This is a genomic window from Gaiella occulta (assembly GCF_003351045.1).
In the GTDB taxonomy this organism is placed as follows: domain Bacteria; phylum Actinomycetota; class Thermoleophilia; order Gaiellales; family Gaiellaceae; genus Gaiella; species Gaiella occulta.
This window is the reverse complement of sequence record NZ_QQZY01000001.1, coordinates 645,332-663,541: the sequence shown is the minus strand read 5'-3', so window position 1 is coordinate 663,541 and position 18,210 is coordinate 645,332. Positions and strand designations below refer to the sequence as shown.

Below are 18,210 nucleotides of genomic sequence, written 5' to 3'. Positions count from 1 at the left end.
CCCGCGCCTCGGATGGGCGGAATCGCCTCCGCCACCCGCGACCAGGCCCGCTCGCTCGCGCGACGCGGGCACCGCGTCCATGTCCTTGCCCCCGCCTGGGAGGCGGCGGGCAGCTTCGACGATGAGGGCGTGCTCGTCCACCGGCTGCGCTCGCCTGGCTGGCAGCTGCCGGGCGCCTCCCGTCTGATCGGTCAGAGCCTCGATCGCCTCGGCTGGAGCCGGGCGGCCGCACGGGCGGTATCGCGGCTGCACCGGCTCGAGCGGCTCGACCTCGTCGAGGCCCCCGAGTTCGCCGCCGAAGGCCTGCTGGCAGCCCGCCGCGCCGCCCCGCCGGTGGTTGTGCGTCTGCACACCCCGCTCGCGCTTGTCCGCCGGCTGAACGGCACGCCGCTACGTCGCGACTGCCGGCTGACCGTCCACTGGGAGCGGGCCGCGCTGCAAGCGGCCGCGGCCGTCAGCGCCCCGAGCGCGGCGATCGCGCACGCCTGCGCCGAGGCAGGCTACGGGCCGGCGGCGGCAGCAGCCCGGATCATCCCCTACGGGGTCGACACCAGCCTGTTCTGCCCCGACGGTGGCGTGGCCGCATGCGCGGCCACGGCGGCCGGCCCGCTCGTGCTCTTCCCCGGGCGGCTCGAGGCCCGTAAGGGCGTCGGCGATTTTGCCTCCGCGCTGCCCGCGATTGCGGCCCAGGTTCCCGAAGCGCGGTTCGCGTTCGTCGGCGCCGACACACAGACCGCCCCCGGCGGCGGATCCTGGCAGCAGCAGCTGATCGCGCACGCGCGCGCCGCCGGGATCGAGGGGCGCGTGCAGTTCGCAGGCTTCCTGCCGCGCGAGCAGCTGCCGTCCTGGTACCGGGCGGCCAGCACCGTCGTCGCGCCGTCGCCGTTCGAGAACCTCGCGCTCGTCTTCCTCGAGGCGCTTGCCTGCGGCCGGCCGCTCGTCGGCTGCAGCAGCGGCGCCTTCCCCGAGGCCGTCAGCGACGGAAGCGAGGGTCGCACGGTCGCACCGTGCAGCCCGCAGGCGCTCGCCGGCGCGGTCGTCGATCTGCTGCGAGATCCTGCGGCCGCTGCAGCGATGGGTCGGCGTGGCCGCCAGCTCGCGCTGCGGCGCTTCTCGCTCGAGCGTGTCGCCGCGCTGACCGAGGAGTTCTACGGCGAGGTCATCGCGACCTGGAGGAGCCGATGACCGCGACGGCGGAGCGGGTCGCGCGCAACGCCTCCTACACGCTGGCGGGCAACCTCGTCGCCTCGATCGCCGGCGCCGTCTCGTCGGTCGTACTCGCCCGCCTGCTAGGCCCACCAGCGTTCGGCACCTACGCGCTCGTACTCTCCAGCGCCGGCATCCTCGGCCTGCTCGCAAGCCTCGGGGTGCCCCACGGCGCTACGAAGTACGTGGCCGAGTACCAAGGCAGAGGCGAAAGCGGAACAGCCGGCCAGGTGCTGGCGGCGCTCGTGCGGCTCGAGGCAGCGATGGCGATCGCGGTTGGCGCGGCGGCGTTCCTGCTCGCTCCGCTGCTTCAGCGGGTCTTCGAGGCGCCCGGTTTCGCGACCGCCTTCCGGATCGCGGCAGCCGGGCTTGTGCCCGCGACGCTCGCCGGCCTCCTCCTCGCCGCCCTGCAAGGGCTCCAGGACTACCGGCGGGTGACGCTGATCTCGCTGGCAAGCACGCTCTTTCTCCTCTCGGCCACGGTCGGACTGCTCGCCGCCGGAGCCGGGGTGGCGGGCGCCGTGGGTGCGCTGGCAGCGGCAGCGACGCTGAGCGGGCTGCTCGGGTGGCGGGCGCTTCGCCACCATCTCCGCCTGCCCCTGCGCGGGTGCCGCCTTCCCGGCTCGGCCCGCGCAAAGCTCCGCCGCTACGTGCCGACGGTAAGCCTGGTGCTGCTGCTCGACACCGTCGTCTGGCAGCGCTCGGAGGTGTTCTTCCTCGGCGTCTTCCGCACGCCGCAGGAGGTCGCCTGGTACGCGCTCGCCTTCGGCGCGGCCGCGACGCTGATGCGGCTGCTGCCGCGAGCGCTCTCGTTCGTGCTGCCGCCGGTCGCCTCGAGCCTCTACGGGGCGGGCGACCGCGAAGGGCTGCAGACCCTCTTCGACGTCGGCAGCCGCTACGTGCTCATGCTGGCCGCCCCGCTCGTCGTGGGCGGCGCGCTGCTTGCCCGACCGCTGCTCACCAGCCTCTACGGCGAGCGCTACGGCCCCGCCGCGGCAGTGTTCCCGCTGCTGCTCGCAGCCGCCGGCGCCGGCGCGGTGGGCAGCGTCACCGCCGGCATCCAGAACGGGATCGAGCGGCAGGATCTCGTCCTCAAGGTCGCGCTCGTCGCGACCGTCGTCAACATCGTTCTCGACATCACTCTCATCCCCCGCTTCGGCCTATCGGGGGCCGCCGTCGCGAACGCCGCCGCGCAAGTGGGAGCGGTCGCCGCCGGGATCGTGCTGACCGGGCGCGTGCTCGGCATCCGCTTCCCGACCCGGGACTGCCTGCGCGTGCTCGCCGCCGCAGGCGCAAGCGGACTCCCAGCCTACGGCGTCGCGGCAACGATCGGCGGCGTCCGCGGTCTTGCAGCGGCCGTCGCCGCCGCTGCCGTCGCCTACCCGGTCGCCCTGCTCGCCGCCGGCGCGCTCCGCACGAGCGATGTCGAGCGCCTGCAGGCCGCTCGCGACGCTCTCCCGGGCCGTCTGCGCCCCGGCTACGGTGGGCTGCTTCGGCTAGCGGCGAGGTGGACGGCATGAGGGCCGTCGGCTTCCCGGCCCGCCAGCCCGGGAGCCACGCGCAGGGCGAGGAGCCGGAGATCTCCGTGGTCGTGATCACCAGGGACCGCCCCGACTGGCTGCGGCGCTGCCTGGCAAGCCTGTCCGCCCAGACGCGCCCCGCCACAGAGGTGATCGTCGTCGACAGCTCCGGCGGCGGCGAGACGGAGGCCCTCGCCGCGGGCGTCCCGGGGGTCCGCTACCTACGCTTCCCGCAGGGCCGGCGGGGGATGCCGGCAGCCCGAAACGCCGGCGTGCAGAAGGCGAAGGGCGACGTGGTCGCCTTCCTCGACGACGACTGCGAGGCCTCGCCGGGCTGGCTGGCGAGCCTGGCAGCCGCCTACCGCGACCCTACGCTGGACGGGGCGGGAGGAACAGTGATCGACCCGGTCGCCACCCTCGGCCGTGTGCGCCGCTTCCTGACCAGCGGCGAGCCCTGGGCCGAGCTCGCCGACGGCGACCCTCACCCCGCGGACGTCGACTTTCTCCAGGGCGGCAACATGTCCTTCCGCCGCGAGGTGCTCCTCTCAGCCGGAGGCTTCGACTCCGGGTACACCGGCTCGAACTTCCGGGAGGAGACCGACCTCTGCTTCCGGCTGCGCCGCCGCGGCTGCCGGCTCGTCTACATCCCGGAGGCGGCGGTCACGCACCTGCGAGCGCCCCGCGCCGACGGCGTCGGCCGCGCGTCCGACGACGCGCGGCGCGAGTTCTACCACGCCCGCAACCAGACCTACTTCGTGCTCAAGAACTACGGCCTCGCCGCCCGGCCCCTCGCCTTCTACCTCGGCCGGCAGACGCTCGAGCGCACGCTCACGGCGGCGCGCCAGTCCTCACCGCGGCTGCTCGCCTGGTGGGTAGCCCACCTCCTCGGCAAGGCGGCCGGTGTTCTCGCGGGCGTCCGCTACTGGCTCCGCGGCGCCGCAGGGAGGGCACGGTGACGATGCGGATCGGAATCGACGCGCGTCGCTACGGAAGCATCGGGCGGGGGCAGGAGCGCTACGTGCGCTGCCTCATCCACGCCCTCGTCGCAGCAGGCCGCGAGCACGAATACTCGCTGCTCGGCGCGGGCGGCGCCGGTCGAGCCGGCGACCTCGGACCGCGCGCGCGCTTCATCCCGGCAACCAGGTGCCTCCGCCTCCAGCACCGGCGCCGCTTCGGCGCGCTGCGCCGCCTGCTCGTGCGCGACCTCGACCTCGTCCACTTCCCCCTCGCCGACGGCTGGTACAGCCGGGTCGGGCGGGCGGTCACCACCGTCCACGACCTGAGCGTGCTCCGCTACCCCGAGGTCTACTTCGCCGACGCTGCTGCCGAGCGGCGCGCACGACAGCACTTCGAAGCGATCACCGCCAACGCGGACGCGGTAATCGCCGTCTCCGAGGCGACCGGGCGCGACGTCATCTCGCTGCTCGGCGTCCCGGAAGGGCGAGTGAAGGTCGTGCCGCACGGCGTGGAGCCGGCGTTCCGGCCGATCAGCGACCGCCGGCTGCTCTCCGAGGTGGGGCGCCGCTACCGCCTGCCCGCTCGCTACCTGCTCTTCGTCGGCGGGGTCGACTTCAAGAAGAACGTCGCGCGCCTGGTTACCGGCTACGCGCTCGCGCTCGAGCGTGCCCGACTTCCCCACGCGCTCGTGCTCGCGGGAATGTTGCAGGCCCCAGCGAACCCGTTCTTCGACACGGCCCGAGCGACCGCCGCCCGCGCGCATGTCTCCGGCCGCCTGCGCTGGCTCGGCCAGGTGCCCGACGTCGACCTGCCCGCGCTCTACGCCGGCGCCGATGCGCTCGTACTTCCGTCGCTGTGGGAAGGGTTCGGCCTGCCGGTGCTGGAGGCGATGGCCTGCGGCACGCCGGTCGTGACCTCGGCCGGATCGGCGATGGAAGAGGTCACCGGCGACGCAGCCGTGCTCGTCGATCCGGGCGAGCCCGAGGCGATCGCAGAGGGGATCCTGCGCGTGCTCGACGGCGAGGCGGAGCGGCTTGCGCGGGCCGGCCTGCGACGCGCGGCCCTGTACACGTGGGCGCGGACGGCAGACGAGACGACCGCGGTCTACGAACACGTCGCGGCCGGTGGCGCGCTCCCGGAGCGGGTGGCGAGGTGAGCGCGACGGCCGCGCCGGACAGGCTCGCCTCGGGCGCCGACGAGCGCTTCGTGACATGCCGGCGCTGCGGTGCCGACGATCCGGCCCTTGTCGTCTGCTCGGGCGACCGGCTGCTCGGGCTCCCGGGCGGGTTCCGGGTCGTCCGCTGCCGCCGCTGCGGCTTCCTGTACACGAACCCCCAACTCGGCGAGGCCGCCCTCGCGCGCCACTACCCCCCCGAGTACCCTCCGTACCACCCGCCGCCGAACGGGCAGGCCGAGCCTGACGGCCGGCTGCGGGCCGGGCTGCGAGCCGGTGTCCTGGAGGCGCGTCGCTACCCGGCGAGGGGCGATGGCGGCAGGCTTCGGTGGCGAGCCGCGGGGACGCTCGCCAGTCGGCTCCTGTCCCAGCGGTTCGTGTGGCTGCCGCCGTTCGTGCCCGGCGGGACCCTCGTAGAGGTCGGCTCCGCCACCGGCGCCTACCTGGCCGAGATGCGGGCGTTGGGCTGGGACGTCGTCGGAATCGAGGTCGACCCGGCGGCGTCGGCGACGGCGAGGCAGCGACACGGCCTCGACGTCAGGACGGGGACCGTCGAGCAGGCCGCGCTGCCGGACGGCTACGCCGACGTCGTCGTCATGCGCATGGTCCTCGAGCACGTGCGCGACCCTCGGCGGACGCTCTCCGAGCTGCGACGGGTCCTCAAGCCCGGTGGGCGCCTGCTGCTGTCGGTGCCCAACGCGGGCAGCCTGGAGGCCCGCCTGTTCGGCAGCGCCTGGTACGGGTGGGACCTGCCGCGGCACCTCTCCCACTTCACCCCGGCAAGCCTGGCCGCCCTGCTGAGCGAAGCCGGGTTCGGCCGGGTCCGCGTGCGTCACCTGGCCAACGCCAACAACCTGGCCGGAAGCCTCCACTACCGCAGAGGAGGGCTCGGGGCGCCCCGTCACCCGGGCCGGGCGCTCCGGGTCGGCGCCGCCGTGGCCTCGGTGGCGCACAGTGCTGGGAGGATCGCGGCCGAGGCCGAGGCTCGCCCTGCCCGCACCGTCATCTGCCCCCGCTGTGGTCCGGGCTCCGTCGCCACGACGGTCCTGGAGGGGACGGACATGCTCGCCGGTGTCCCCGGCGTGTACGAAGTGGTGCGCTGCACGCGCTGTCAGTTCCTGCTCACCTGGCCGCAGCCAAGCTCGCTCGACGAGCTTGCCGCCCTCTACCCGCCCGCGTACCCGAACTACCGGCGAGGTCCGGACGTGGGGCCTCCGGCACGGCTGACAGCTCGCTGGCGGCGCAGCCTCCAGATCGCGTTTCTTGCCCGCCGGGGCTACCCCACACCGGACAGGCCGGGGCGAGTCGCCCGTATCGCCGCCGCGCGGGTGCGGCCGCTGGCGCCCCGGCTCCGTCGCTTCCCGCCGTACACTCCGGGAGGCATAGCCCTCGACGTCGGGTGCGGGCCGGGCCACGAGCTTGCCGAGCTGCGCGACCACGGCTGGCACGTGATCGGCGTGGAACTGGACCCGGCAACCGCGGCGCGCGCCCGCCAGGAGCACATGCTCGATGTGCGGACCGGCACGATGGAGGACGCGGCATTCGAGGACGAGAGCGTCGACGTGGTCTTCTTCCGCCACGTGCTCGAGCACGTGTCCGACCCTCTCGCGACGCTGCGGGAGACCCGGCGGGTGCTGCGCCCTGGGGGGAGGGTCTGTATCGAGGTTCCCAACGCCGGTAGCTGGGAGGCCTGGTTCTTCGGTCCTCGCTGGCGCGGATGGGAGCTGCCGCGGCACCTCTCCCACTTCACACCCGGTACGCTCCGGGACCTGCTCGACCGAGCCGGGTTCGCGGCGGCGGAGGTCACCCATGTCCCCTCGGGCCGCACGGTCGTGGCGAGCCTGGGTCTGGTCGCCCGCCGGCCGGGACCGTTCTGGAGAGCGGTACGGGCGTGCCTCGCCCGCGCCCACACCCCGCTCTCGTCGGCGGTCACCCCGGCAGCGTGGCTGGCCTGTGTGATGGGACGGAGCGGGCTCATCTGGGTGGAGGCGCGACGGGGGGACCGCTCGCCATGACGGCGACCACCGTCGTGATCCCGAGCTGGAACGGCGCTGATCTGCTTGCCGACTGCCTCGCGGCGCTCTGGCGCCAGACGCTCCCGCCGGGGGAGGTGATCGTCATCGACAACGGCTCGACGGACGGGACAGCGGCAATGCTCGCCGAGGCGTTCCCCGAGGTGCGTCTGGTCGGACTCGATCGCAACCGGGGGTTCGCGGCGGCCGTCAACGCGGGGATCCGCGCGAGCGACACACCGCTGATCGCCCTCCTCAACAACGACGCCGTAGCCGAGCCCGGATGGCTGGCCGCGCTGGTCGAGGCGGCGGACGGGGAACGTGTCGGCATGGTCGCGTCCAAGATCGTCGATGCGGCCGACCCGGGGCGCATCGAGGGGATCGGCCTCGAGGTCGATCCGGAGGGGAATCCGCGCCAGATCGGCAGGGGCGAGCCCGACGGGCCGGGGTTCGTCCGCTGCCGCGAGGTCTTCGGCCCGATCGCCGCCGCGGCCCTCTACCGGCGGCAGCTGCTCGACGAGGTTGGCCTCTTCGACGAGGACTTCTTCGCCTACCTGGAGGACGTCGACCTCGCCTGGCGGGCCAGGCGGGCGGGCTGGCGCTGCCTGTACGCGCCCGGCGCGGTCGTCGCCCACCGGCGCGGGTCGACCGGGCGGCGGATCCCGCGCCGCGTCAGTTACCTGGCCTGGCGCAACCACCCCTGGCTGCTCGCTAAGAACGCCGACCGCCGGATGCTGGTGCGGTTCGCGCTGCGCCAGCCGCTCCGTGACGTGGCCGACCTCGCCCGGCTGCTCGCGGCGCGGCGGCCGCTCGACGCGCTCGTTCTCGTCTCTGCGCGGGCGGCGGCGCTCGCCCGGCTGCCGCGGATGCTGCGGCGGCGCCGAAACGGCGCGCGGGCGAGACGCTGGAGGGCGGCGTGAGCTGCTCGATCGTGATCGTGAGCTGGAATACGCGCGAGGCACTCGCGGAGTGTTTGGCGTCCGTCGTGGCTGATACGGCGACGGAGGTCTGGGTTGTCGACAACGCCTCCGCCGACGGCAGCGCCGACATGGTTCGGGGTCGCTACCCCTCGGTCAACCTGCTCGTCAACGACCGAAACCGCGGCTTCGCCGCCGCCTGTAACCAGGCGCTCGCGCAGGCGAACGGCCGGCTGCTGCTGCTGCTCAACCCGGACGCGCGTCCGCAGCCGGGCGCGCTGCGGCGGCTTTGCGCCGTGCTCGAGGAGCGTCCGGAGGTCGGCGTGGTCGGCGGCCAGCTCCTCGCCCGCGACGGTCGCCCGTTGCGCTCCTACGGGGCCATCCCCTCGGTCGGCGCGTTCCTCACCGAGATGGTCGGGCTGGCCGGCGTGCCCGGCCTGCGCCGGCTCCTGCCCGCGGTCGCCGCAGCGCCGCGCCGGCGGGAGCGCCCGCGCTCGGTCGGCTACACAAGCGGAGCGTGCCTTGCCTTCCGCCGCGAGCTGCTCGACACGGTCGGCATGCTCGACGAGCGCTTCTTCCTCTATTTCGAGGAGACCGACTTCTGCGCACGCGTCCGGCAGGCGGGATACCTCGTCTGGTTCGAACCGGCTGCGCGGGTGGAGCATCAGGGGCAGGCGAGCGCGGCGCGGCTCGGGCAGGAGGCGGAGGCGCACTACGCCCGCAGCGCCTACGCGTTCATCCACAAGCACCGGGGTGCGCGGGCCGCGCGCCGCCTGCGTGCCGCCTTCGTCGTCTGGCTGGCAGCACAGCTCGTGTTGCACCGGCTCGGGACGCTCGCCCGCAGGCCGGGTGCGTGCGCGGCGCACGCGCGCAAGCGGCGGCTGCTCGAGCTGCACCGAGGCATCGACCCGCACGCCTGCGGCTGGAGCTGGACGGGATGAACGTCGTTTTCCTCACGCTCGCGAGCGAAGGTGGCGCCAGCCCACGCTACCGCGTCTACCAGTACCTGCCCTGGCTCGAGCGGGCGGGAATCCGCTGTACGGTGCTCCCGGCCGTCTCCGCGCGAGCCTCCCGCCGGCTCTATGGCACCGGCCGGCGCTCCGCGAACGCCGCCTACCAGGCGGCCGAGCTCGCCTGTCGCCTGGCGCAGCTTGCTCGCGCCCGCCGCTTCGACACGGTGGTCGTGCAGAAGAGCCTGCTCACGGTGGGCCTGCGCGGCCTCGACCGGCTCGCCGCCGCCGCCGCCGGGCGGCTCGTGATCGACGTCGACGACGCCGTTCACCTCGGCCCGCCGCACCGACTGGCCGGCTGGCTGCGAGCGCTGGAGGACGAGGCGCAGCCCGCCCGCCTGCTGACCCGGGCCGATCGAGTCGTGGCCGGCAGCGAGGCGCTTGCGGCCTCGATCCGGCCGCTGAACCCCCACGTCTCCATCGTCCCGACCTGCGTCGACACCGATCGTCTCGTGCCGGGTCGGGCCGGGCGGGGCAGAACGCCCGTGATCGGCTGGATCGGATCGCCGTCGACGGCGCCGTACCTCGAGCTGCTGGCCGGGACGCTGCGCCGCCTGGCGAGAAAGCACCGCTTCGTGCTGCGCGTCGTCGGTGCCGAGGCGCCCCGGCTGGCGGGGGTGACGGTCGAGGCGCGCCCGTGGGATCCCGACCGCGAGCTGCACGATCTGCACGGCTTCGACATCGGGATCATGCCGCTGCCCGACACGCCGTGGGCGCGCGGCAAGTGCGGCCTCAAGGCCGTCCAGTACCTCGCCGTCGGCATACCGGCCGTCTGCTCTCCGGTCGGGGCCGCGCCGGAGATCGTGCGCCAGTCCCACGAGGGCTTTCTGGCCGCCACGGCCTCCGAATGGGAAGCGGCGCTCGAGCTGCTTCTCTGCGACCCGGGTCTGCGCGCCCGCCTGGGGGCAGCGGGCCGCGCCCGGGCGGAGGAGCGCTACTCGCTGCGCGCCGGCGCGCCGAAGCTCGTGACCGTGCTGGAGGCAATCGATGACTAGCCGCCGTGGCCGCCTACTGGTGATGACCGTGCTCGGCACCCGCCCCGACGCGATCAAGCTCGGACCCGTGATCACGGCTCTACGCCGCGCGGCCGGCGAGTTCCGCTGTCTGGTCGTCGCGACCGGCCAGCACCGCGAGCTGCTCGACCAGGTCTTGGCCGAGTTCGCGCTCGGGGTTGACGTCGACCTCGCCCTGATGCAACCCGATCAGCAGCCGGCGCAGCTGTTGAGCCGCGCGCTCGCCGGTCTCGAGGAGACGATCGCCCGCGCCCGCCCCGGGCTCGTGCTCGTCCAGGGCGACACGACCACGGCGCTGGCCGGCGCTCTCGCTGCCTTCTACCGCCGTGTCCCGCTCGGCCACGTCGAGGCGGGCCTTCGCAGCGGCGATCCGGGCCTGCCCTTCCCCGAGGAGCAGCACCGCCGCCTGATCGGCCGCCTCGCGCAGCTCCACTTTGCCCCGACGACGCAGGCACGGGCAGCGCTCGAGCACGAAGGTGTCGACCCGGCGTCGATCTTCGTGACCGGCAACACCGTTCTCGACGCGCTCTGGGAAACGCTCGATTCCCGGCTGCCGCCGGCGTCCGCGCAGCCGATGATGCTCGTGACGCTGCACCGGCGAGAGAGCTGGGGGGCGCCGCTCGCCGCCGCCTGCGCCGCGGTGCGGCAGCTGCTCGAGCGGCACGCGAGCCTCGAGGCGGTGATCCCCGTCCACCCAAACCCGCAGGTACGTCGAACGGTGGAAGCGGCGCTGGGACGCTGCCCGCGCGCCCGCGTCATCGCGCCACCGCCGTACAGGGAGTTCGTGGCGCTGCTCGCCCGCTCGAGGCTCGTGCTCACCGACTCGGGCGGCGTCCAGGAGGAGGCGTCCGCTCTGGGGGTGCCCGTGCTGGTCGCCCGAGACGTCACCGACCGCCCCGAGGCTGTGCGGGCGGGCGCCGCCCGCCTCGTCGGCCTGGACGGCGACGCCATCGTCCGGGAGGCCGAGCGGATTCTCGCCCGGCCCGCAGCGTCTCTTCGCAGCCGCGCATTCGACGATCTCTACGGCGACGGGCGGGCCTCCGAACGGATCCTCTCGGCTCTGCGCTACTGGGCCGGATGCGCAGCCGCGCCACCAGCCGACTTCGCCCCCGCCGCCGAGCGGCTCCCGCAGCCGCTCGCTGTCCTCCCGGCCCGCCGATGACCGCCGGCAACCATCCCTGCGCGCTCCTGCTCACCAACGACCCGCTCGAGGCGTACGCCGCCAAGACGGGGGCGCTTCCCGAGCAGGCGAGCCTCAGCCCCGCCGGCGTCTTCGCGCGCGTCGTCGTCGCCTACCAGGCATGCGCCGGCGGGCGCTTCGAGCCGCGTCCGCGGCTTCGCGTCTACGCCGTCCGCGCGCTGCGAGCCAGTCGGCCGACGATTTTCAGGGGATGCGCGTTCGCCGGCTCGCTCGCCTGGTTCGTGCTGCGCGTGGCGCGCATCGCCCGCGCCGAGCGGGTCGATCTGATCCGCGCCTACAACCCCTTCGTGCAAGGCGCCGTCGGCGTGCTCGCCGGCCGTCTTGCCCGCCGCCCCTGCGTCGTGGCCGTCCACAGCGATTCCGCCGAGATCCTGGCGCGCCTCGATCCTTCCGTCGCACGCGTCTTTCGCCTGCTCGAGCGCTTCGCGCTCGGACGGGCCGAGCAGGTGTGGTGCGTGACCGAGTACCTCAGGCAGACCGCCATCACCCGCGGTGCGCGGCCGGAGCGGGTGCGGGTCGTCCCCAACCGGGTTGCCTTCTCGAGCTTCGCCACGGCAGATCCAGCGCGCGTGGCAGCCGTCCGGGCTCGCTACCGGATCCCGCCCGATGCACCCGTGGTCGTCGCCGTCGGCCGTCTCGACCCCGAGAAGGACCCGCTCACGCTCGTGCACGCCTTCGCGCGTCTGCGGAGTCCCGAGGCAAGGCTCGTCCTCGTCGGCGACGGCTGTCTGCACGACGCCGCGTGCCAGGAGGCGGCCAGGCTCGAGCTCCACGACCGCGTCGTCGTGACGGGCTTCCGCCCGCGCACGGAGATCCCCGCGTTTCTCCACCTGGCCAGCGTCTACGTGATCGCATCCCAGTACGAGGGGTTCCCGCACGCGCTCGTCGAGGCGCTCGCGGCCGGGCTGCCGATCGTCGCCTCCGACATCCCTCAGCTGGACGAGATTCTCGCCGGAACGTCCGCGGCTCGGTTCCCGACGGGCGACGCGGCCGCCCTGGCGGCTCGAATCCAGCCGCTGCTGGACGAGCCTGTCCGCGCGCGCGTCGCGGCCGCCTCCGGGCAGCGGTACGCGCGCCGGTTCGAACGGGCGCAGGTCGATGCCGCCGAAGCGGCTCGCTACCGCGAGCTGCTCCCAGCCGACCCGGCGGGAGAGGAACGCAGGTGAGGCGCGTCCTCTTTCTCGCCTACGACTTTCCGCCGATCGCGTCGCCTGCGGCCCAGCGCGCACGCCACTTCGTCCGCTATCTACCGGTACACGGCTGGCAACCGGTTGTCGTGACACCCAGGGCCGGAGCCTCCTGGGCCTACGACCCAGCGGGCTTGGCGGATCTGCCCGCCGAGCTCGAACTCTGCCGGACGCCGACCGCCGAGCCGGGACGCGCCCTCCGGCGCCTGAGAAGCGACACGGGCACGGCACGCGCGGACGGCGACGGCGACCCCTCGCCGCTCGGCCGCCGGCTGCGCGAGTGGCTGCTCGTTCCCGACTCGCAGGCGGGCTGGATCCCGTTTGCCGCCACGCGGGCGCTCAAGCAGGCGCGAACCGTCGAGGTCGTGCTGACCACCAGCCCGGGCAGCGCCCACCTCGCCGGAGCACTCGCCAGCCGCGCGACCCGCACGCCCTGGGTCGCCGACTTTCAGGACCCCTGGTCGACGCCGGCCTTCCAGCAGTGGCAGGGACGCTGGCGCCCCTGGATCGACAAGCGTCTCGAGCGCGCCGTCGTGTGCCGCGCAGACCGGCTCGTAGCTACGACCGAGTGGCTCGCCGAGCACCTGGCCTCGGTGGGCGCCAGGCAGCCGCCTGCCGTCGTCGCCAACGGCTACGAGCCGGCGGAACAGCCACAAGCCTCCGGCAGCGACGAGCACTTCACGCTCCTGCACGCAGGCTCCTTCTACGGCCCCCGCAGCCCAGAACCGCTGCTCGCCGCGGTCGCCGCCGCGCTCGAGGCAGAGCCCGCGATGCGCGCGTGCGTACGCGTGCGGCTGCTCGGCCTGCAGGACGCACGCAATACAGCCCGCCTTGCCGGCAGCATCCGTCGGCTCGGGCTCGAGCAGGTCGTCGAGCAGGCAGGCCAGGTTCCGCGCCGGGAGGCGCTCACCGCGATGCGCGCGGCCGCCGTCCTCACCCTGGTCGCCGACCCGCTGGAGGGGGGACGCGGCCTGATCCCGCTGAAGCTCTACGAGTACCTCGCCGCCGGCCGGCCGCTGCTCGCGCTCACGCCGCCCGACGGCGAAGCGGGCAGGCTCGCGCAGGCCGCCGGCGGAACAGTCGTCCATCCCTCCAACGTCGCCGCCGCCGCGTCCGCCGTACGCCGTCTCTACCGCGGCTGGCAGGCCGGCGAGAGCGGCGGCCACGCCCCGGCGGAGCTGGTCGAGCGCTACCGCTGGGACAAACTCACCGCCAAACTGGCACACATCCTCGACGACACAGCCGCACGGAGGCGACCCTAGCCGTGTGCGGTCTTGCGGGGGTTGTGCTTGCCGACCGTGAGGGGCGGGTGGAGCGCGCCTGGCTGGAGGCGATGGCGGCGGCACTTGCCCACCGGGGCCCCGACGGGGAGGCGATCTGGGTCGCCCCCGGGGTCGGGCTTGCCTCGCGGCGGCTGGCCGTGATCGACCCGGCCGGCGGCGGCCAGCCGCTTGCGAACGAGGACGGCTCGATCGTCTGCGTCTACAACGGCGAGATCTACAACTTCGCCGGCTTGCGGGCCGAGCTGGAACGGGCCGGACACCGCTTCCGCTCTCGCACCGACGGCGAGGTGCTCTGCCACCTCTACGAGGCCGAGGGGGACGCGATGCTCGCCCGGCTGCGCGGCATGTTCGCCTTCGCCCTCTGGGACGCGCAGCGGGGGCGGCTGCTGCTTGCCCGCGACCGCTTCGGGGTCAAGCCGCTCTACCATGCCCGTATCCCGGGCGGGCTGGCCTTCGCGAGCGAGCTGAAGGCGCTGCAGCGCCTGCCCGGCCTCGGCCGCGACCTCGACCCGGTCGCCCTTTCCGACTACCTCACCTACCTGTATGTGCCGGCCCCGCGCACGATCCTGGCCGCGGCGAGCAAGCTCGAGCCGGGCAGCCTGCTCGGCTTCCAGCACGGGCGCCTCGAGCAGACCCGCTGGTGGCAGCCGCCGCCGCCCGGTGAGGGCGCCCCGCTCACGCTCGAGGAGGCCGCCGCCGAGCTACGCGAGCGCCTACGCGAGACGGTGCGCGCCCACATGGTCGCCGACGTGCCGGTCGGCGCCTTCCTCTCCGGCGGCCTCGACTCCTCCACGATCGTCGCGCTCATGGCCGAAGCCTCCCCCCACCCGGTGAAAACCTTCACCGTCGGCTTCCACAACGCCGGCAGCTACGACGAACGCGCCGCCGCCAAAACCGTCGCCAACCACTTCGACTGCCACCACCACGAGACGATCGCCGACCGCTCGCTGCTCGCGCAGCTGCCATCGCTTGTCGCCGCCTTCGACGAGCCGTTCGCCGACAGCTCCGCGCTCCCGACCTACCTCGTCAGCTCCCTCGCCGCGCGCGAACTGCCGGTTGTCCTCTCCGGCGACGGCGGCGACGAGCTGTTCTGCGGCTACGACTGGTATCGCTACCACCAGCTGCTGCGACCGGCCGGCCTGCTGCCGCCGGCCCTGCTCGCTCCCCTGGCCGCCTGGGCGGCGGCCGGCCTGCCCCCCGTCGGCAGGGCGACCGGAGCGGCGGGACGGGCGCGCCGGCTGCTGGCAGACGCCGCGCTTGACCCGCTCGCCCGCTACAGCCGCCGGATCAGCTGCCTCGGCGAGCAGGCGCGGGCGGCCCTGCTCGCCGACCCCGTCGCGGGCAGCGGTGCCGCGGCCGCCTGGTATGCCTTCCTCCCCGATGGGGCCGGCCCGGTCGAACGGATGGCCTGCGCCGACCTCGCGCTCGGACTCGCCGACGACATGCTCACCAAGGTCGACCGGGCCTCGATGGCCCACGGCCTCGAGGTGCGGGTGCCGATGCTCGACCCCGCCCTCGCCGCCTTCGCCTGGGCGCTACCGACGAGCCTCAAGCTGCGACGGCTCACCGGCAAACGGGTGCTCCGCCACGCCGTTCGCGACATCCTCCCGCCCGGCGTGCTGCAACGGCGCAAGCGCGGCTTCGGCGTCCCGATCGGACGCTGGCTGCGCGAAGATCCCGCGGGCTGGAGCGTGCTCCTGGCCGGCTCGCAGGCGGCGGCAGACGGCTACCTGCGCCCCGCTGCCGTCAAGGCGCTCGCCGAGCGCCACCTTGCCGGTCGGGCGGAGCTCGGCCACCAGCTCTGGGCGCTGCTCGTCTTCGAGGTCTGGTACCGGCTGCACGCAGAAGGAGGTGAGCCCCGCAATGCCGGCACGCCCCTCCTGGCGGAAATCGCCTGAGACCGCCGCAGGCGTCCGTCAGGTCTCCGGCGCCCCGCACGGGGCCGCGCCGCTTGTCTCGGTAATCGTGCCCAGCCTCGACGGCGAGCGCAACGGCAACCTGCAGCGGCTGCTCGCCGACCTCGCCGGCCAGACACTCACCGACATCGAGCTGCTCGTCGTCCAGGGCGTCAGGCCGAACGGCCGTGCCCGCAACGTCGGCGCCGTCCGCGCAAGAGGCCGCTACCTCGTCTTCATCGACGACGACGTGCGCCTCGGGCACCGGGACGTGCTCGCCAACCTCGTCCACGCGCTCGTCGACGACCCCAGCCTCGGCCTCGTCGGCCCCTCGCAGCTTCCCCCGCCCGACGCCAGCCGGTTCCAGCGAGCCGTCGCCCGCCAACTCCCGCGCATGCGCTTCCCCGTCGTCGACCGGACAACCGACACCGACATGGTCACTCACATGTGCCTCGCCGTCGCCGCCCAGCTATGGCGGCAGGTTGGCGGCGAGCACGACGACCTCGTGCGCGGCACCGACCCCGACCTGCGCGAGCGCGTGCGGGCGGCCGGACGTCGCGTCGCCGTTGTCCCCGACAGCTGGGCCTACCACCCGCCGCCGGCGAGCCTGCCGAGCCTGATCCGCTCGGCCTGGTGCGGCGGTCGCGGCGCCGCCTGGGTCCGCCGCCACCACCCCGAGCTCGCCTTCGACGTCCCCGAGGGGCCCTTCGTCGGACGGGCGCCGGTACGCCGCCCCGCCTACCGGCTGGCGCGGCTGGGCGCCCGGCTCCTGCTCGCCGCCCTGCGCGGGCGCTTCCTGCTCCTCGTCTCCGACCTCGCCTACGCCGCCGGATACGCCTCGCTTCGACTGGCCAGGAACGAGCCCGCCCCGGAGCAGCTCGCCTGATGTGCGGTCTTGCGGGGGTTGTGCTTGCCGACCGTGAGGGGCGGGTGGAGCGCGCCTGGCTGGAGGCGATGGCGGCGGCACTTGCCCACCGGGGCCCCGACGGGGAGGCGATCTGGGTCGCCCCCGGGGTCGGGCTTGCCTCGCGGCGGCTGGCCGTGATCGACCCGGCCGGCGGCGGCCAGCCGCTTGCGAACGAGGACGGCTCGATCGTCTGCGTCTACAACGGCGAGATCTACAACTTCGCCGGCTTGCGGGCCGAGCTGGAACGGGCCGGACACCGCTTCCGCTCTCGCACCGACGGCGAGGTGCTCTGCCACCTCTACGAGGCCGAGGGGGACGCGATGCTCGCCCGGCTGCGCGGCATGTTCGCCTTCGCCCTCTGGGACGCGCAGCGGGGGCGGCTGCTGCTTGCCCGCGACCGCTTCGGGGTCAAGCCGCTCTACCATGCCCGTATCCCGGGCGGGCTGGCCTTCGCGAGCGAGCTGAAGGCGCTGCAGCGCCTGCCCGGCCTCGGCCGCGACCTCGACCCGGTCGCCCTTTCCGACTACCTCACCTACCTGTATGTGCCGGCCCCGCGCACGATCCTGGCCGCGGCGAGCAAGCTCGAGCCGGGCAGCCTGCTCGGCTTCCAGCACGGGCGCCTCGAGCAGACCCGCTGGTGGCAGCCGCCGCCGCCCGGTGAGGGCGCCCCGCTCACGCTCGAGGAGGCCGCCGCCGAGCTACGCGAGCGCCTACGCGAGACGGTGCGCGCCCACATGGTCGCCGACGTGCCGGTCGGCGCCTTCCTCTCCGGCGGCCTCGACTCCTCCACGATCGTCGCGCTCATGGCCGAAGCCTCCCCCCACCCGGTGAAAACCTTCACCGTCGGCTTCCACAACGCCGGCAGCTACGACGAACGCGCCGCCGCCAAAACCGTCGCCAACCACTTCGACTGCCACCACCACGAGACGACCCTGGGCCCCGCCGAGACGAGCCGGCTCCTGCCGGCGTGCGCCTGGCAGCTCGACGAGCCGCTCGGCGACGCGACCGCGCTCGCCTCCTTCGCGCTCGCGCGCGAGGCGCGCCGGCAGGTTGCCGTCGTCCTCACCGGGATCGGCGGCGACGAGCTCTTCGCCGGCTACCGCCGCTACCAGGCCGAGCGGCTGATCCGGGCCGCCGGCCCTCTCGGATCCCCGCCGCTCGCCCACGCCGTCTCGCTCCTCATGGCGCACCTGCCTGCCTCCGGCCGCTCACGCGCGCAGGACCTCGTCCGCCTGGCAAGGAAGTTTCTCGCAGAGACGGACGCTCCCCTCGAGCGCCGGTACCTTGCCTGGAACGCGGCCTTCACCGCGTCCGAGAAGGCCGACCTCCTGACCAGCCCAGACGGAGTCGACTCGCTGGCCTGGGGCGAACGCTTCTTCCGCGCGTTCCCGCATGGCCCCTTCGTCGCCCGCGCGCAACTCGTCGATCTGCAGACCTACCTTCCGCACGACCCGCTCGCCGTCGCCGACGCGACCACGATGGCGTGGGGACTGGAGGCGCGGGTGCCGCTCTGCGACAGCGAGCTCGCCGGCTGGGCGCTCAACCTGCCGCTCGGAGCGCGCGTCCGCGGGCTGCAGGGAAAGGTGGCGCTCCGCCAGGCGATGGCGGGCCTGCTGCCGGCGTCGATCCTGCGGCGCGGCAAGCGCGGCTTCTCCGTCCCGACCGACCTCTGGCTCCGCGGCCCGCTCGCCGACGACGTCAAGAGTCTGCTCGCGCCCGAGCGGTTGCAGCCCGCGGGGCTGTTCAAACCCGAGGCGGTCGCCCGGCTGCTCGCCGAGCACGCCTCCGGCCGGCGCGACCGCTCCCAACATCTCTGGGCGCTGCTCATGTTCCAAGCCTGGTACCGGCTCTTCAGCGACACCTCCGCTCCCGACCGCCTCCAGGAGCTGATCTAGCTGCGAATCCTGCTCGCCGCCGACGTCGACCCG

The 18,210-nt window shown here is 74.1% G+C and carries 14 protein-coding genes; all 14 read left to right on the top strand.

Annotation, left to right across the window (positions count from 1 at the left end):
- The first annotated feature begins 12 nt into the window (after window positions 1-12).
- Genes Gocc_RS03390 through asnB (Gocc_RS03325) form a run of 14 tightly spaced genes read left to right on the top strand, consistent with a single transcriptional unit; the run spans window position 13 to window position 18,177 of the window.
- Window positions 13-1,185 (top strand): glycosyltransferase family 4 protein, encoded by a 1,173-nt coding sequence (locus tag Gocc_RS03390; RefSeq protein WP_181813329.1) that lies wholly within the window; start codon window positions 13-15, stop codon window positions 1,183-1,185.
- Window positions 1,182-2,726: an oligosaccharide flippase family protein gene (locus Gocc_RS03385; RefSeq protein ID WP_114795087.1), complete on the top strand. Its 1,545-nt coding sequence runs from the start codon at window positions 1,182-1,184 to the stop codon at window positions 2,724-2,726. The genes Gocc_RS03390 and Gocc_RS03385 overlap by 4 nt, the downstream gene beginning before the upstream one ends.
- Entirely contained in the window at window positions 2,723-3,682 is a 960-nt protein-coding gene (locus Gocc_RS03380; RefSeq protein WP_147281170.1) for a glycosyltransferase family 2 protein, read from the top strand. Before Gocc_RS03385 ends, Gocc_RS03380 begins: the two co-directional genes overlap by 4 nt.
- Window positions 3,683-3,684: 2 nt before the next feature.
- On the top strand, window positions 3,685-4,839 hold the full coding sequence (locus tag Gocc_RS03375; RefSeq protein WP_245904871.1) for a glycosyltransferase family 4 protein: 1,155 nt from the start codon (window positions 3,685-3,687) through the stop codon (window positions 4,837-4,839).
- Entirely contained in the window at window positions 4,836-6,872 is a 2,037-nt protein-coding gene (locus Gocc_RS03370; protein WP_181813328.1) for a class I SAM-dependent methyltransferase, read from the top strand. The genes Gocc_RS03375 and Gocc_RS03370 overlap by 4 nt, the downstream gene beginning before the upstream one ends.
- Entirely contained in the window at window positions 6,869-7,789 is a 921-nt protein-coding gene (locus Gocc_RS03365; RefSeq protein ID WP_181813327.1) for a glycosyltransferase family 2 protein, read from the top strand. Before Gocc_RS03370 ends, Gocc_RS03365 begins: the two co-directional genes overlap by 4 nt.
- Window positions 7,786-8,727, top strand: coding sequence for a glycosyltransferase family 2 protein (locus tag Gocc_RS03360; protein ID WP_181813326.1), 942 nt, complete (start codon window positions 7,786-7,788; stop codon window positions 8,725-8,727). The genes Gocc_RS03365 and Gocc_RS03360 overlap by 4 nt, the downstream gene beginning before the upstream one ends.
- Window positions 8,724-9,791 carry a glycosyltransferase family 4 protein gene (locus Gocc_RS03355; protein ID WP_114795081.1) on the top strand — a complete coding sequence of 356 codons (1,068 nt, stop codon included), beginning with the start codon at window positions 8,724-8,726 and terminating at the stop codon, window positions 9,789-9,791. Before Gocc_RS03360 ends, Gocc_RS03355 begins: the two co-directional genes overlap by 4 nt.
- Window positions 9,784-10,971: a non-hydrolyzing UDP-N-acetylglucosamine 2-epimerase gene (gene wecB, locus Gocc_RS03350; protein ID WP_114795080.1), complete on the top strand. Its 1,188-nt coding sequence runs from the start codon at window positions 9,784-9,786 to the stop codon at window positions 10,969-10,971. Before Gocc_RS03355 ends, wecB begins: the two co-directional genes overlap by 8 nt.
- Window positions 10,968-12,176, top strand: coding sequence for a glycosyltransferase (locus Gocc_RS03345; RefSeq protein WP_181813325.1), 1,209 nt, complete (start codon window positions 10,968-10,970; stop codon window positions 12,174-12,176). Before wecB ends, Gocc_RS03345 begins: the two co-directional genes overlap by 4 nt.
- Window positions 12,173-13,459, top strand: a complete 1,287-nt coding sequence (locus tag Gocc_RS03340) for a glycosyltransferase (RefSeq protein WP_114795078.1) — start codon at window positions 12,173-12,175, stop codon at window positions 13,457-13,459. Before Gocc_RS03345 ends, Gocc_RS03340 begins: the two co-directional genes overlap by 4 nt.
- Before the next feature lie 2 nt (window positions 13,460-13,461).
- Complete coding sequence (gene asnB / locus Gocc_RS03335; protein ID WP_181813324.1) at window positions 13,462-15,378, top strand: asparagine synthase (glutamine-hydrolyzing); 1,917 nt, start codon at window positions 13,462-13,464, stop codon at window positions 15,376-15,378.
- Window positions 15,344-16,261, top strand: coding sequence for a glycosyltransferase (locus tag Gocc_RS03330; protein ID WP_114795076.1), 918 nt, complete (start codon window positions 15,344-15,346; stop codon window positions 16,259-16,261). Before asnB (Gocc_RS03335) ends, Gocc_RS03330 begins: the two co-directional genes overlap by 35 nt.
- Complete coding sequence (gene asnB, locus Gocc_RS03325) at window positions 16,261-18,177, top strand: asparagine synthase (glutamine-hydrolyzing) (protein WP_114795075.1); 1,917 nt, start codon at window positions 16,261-16,263, stop codon at window positions 18,175-18,177. The genes Gocc_RS03330 and asnB (Gocc_RS03325) overlap by 1 nt, the downstream gene beginning before the upstream one ends.
- Window positions 18,178-18,210 lie beyond the last annotated feature (33 nt).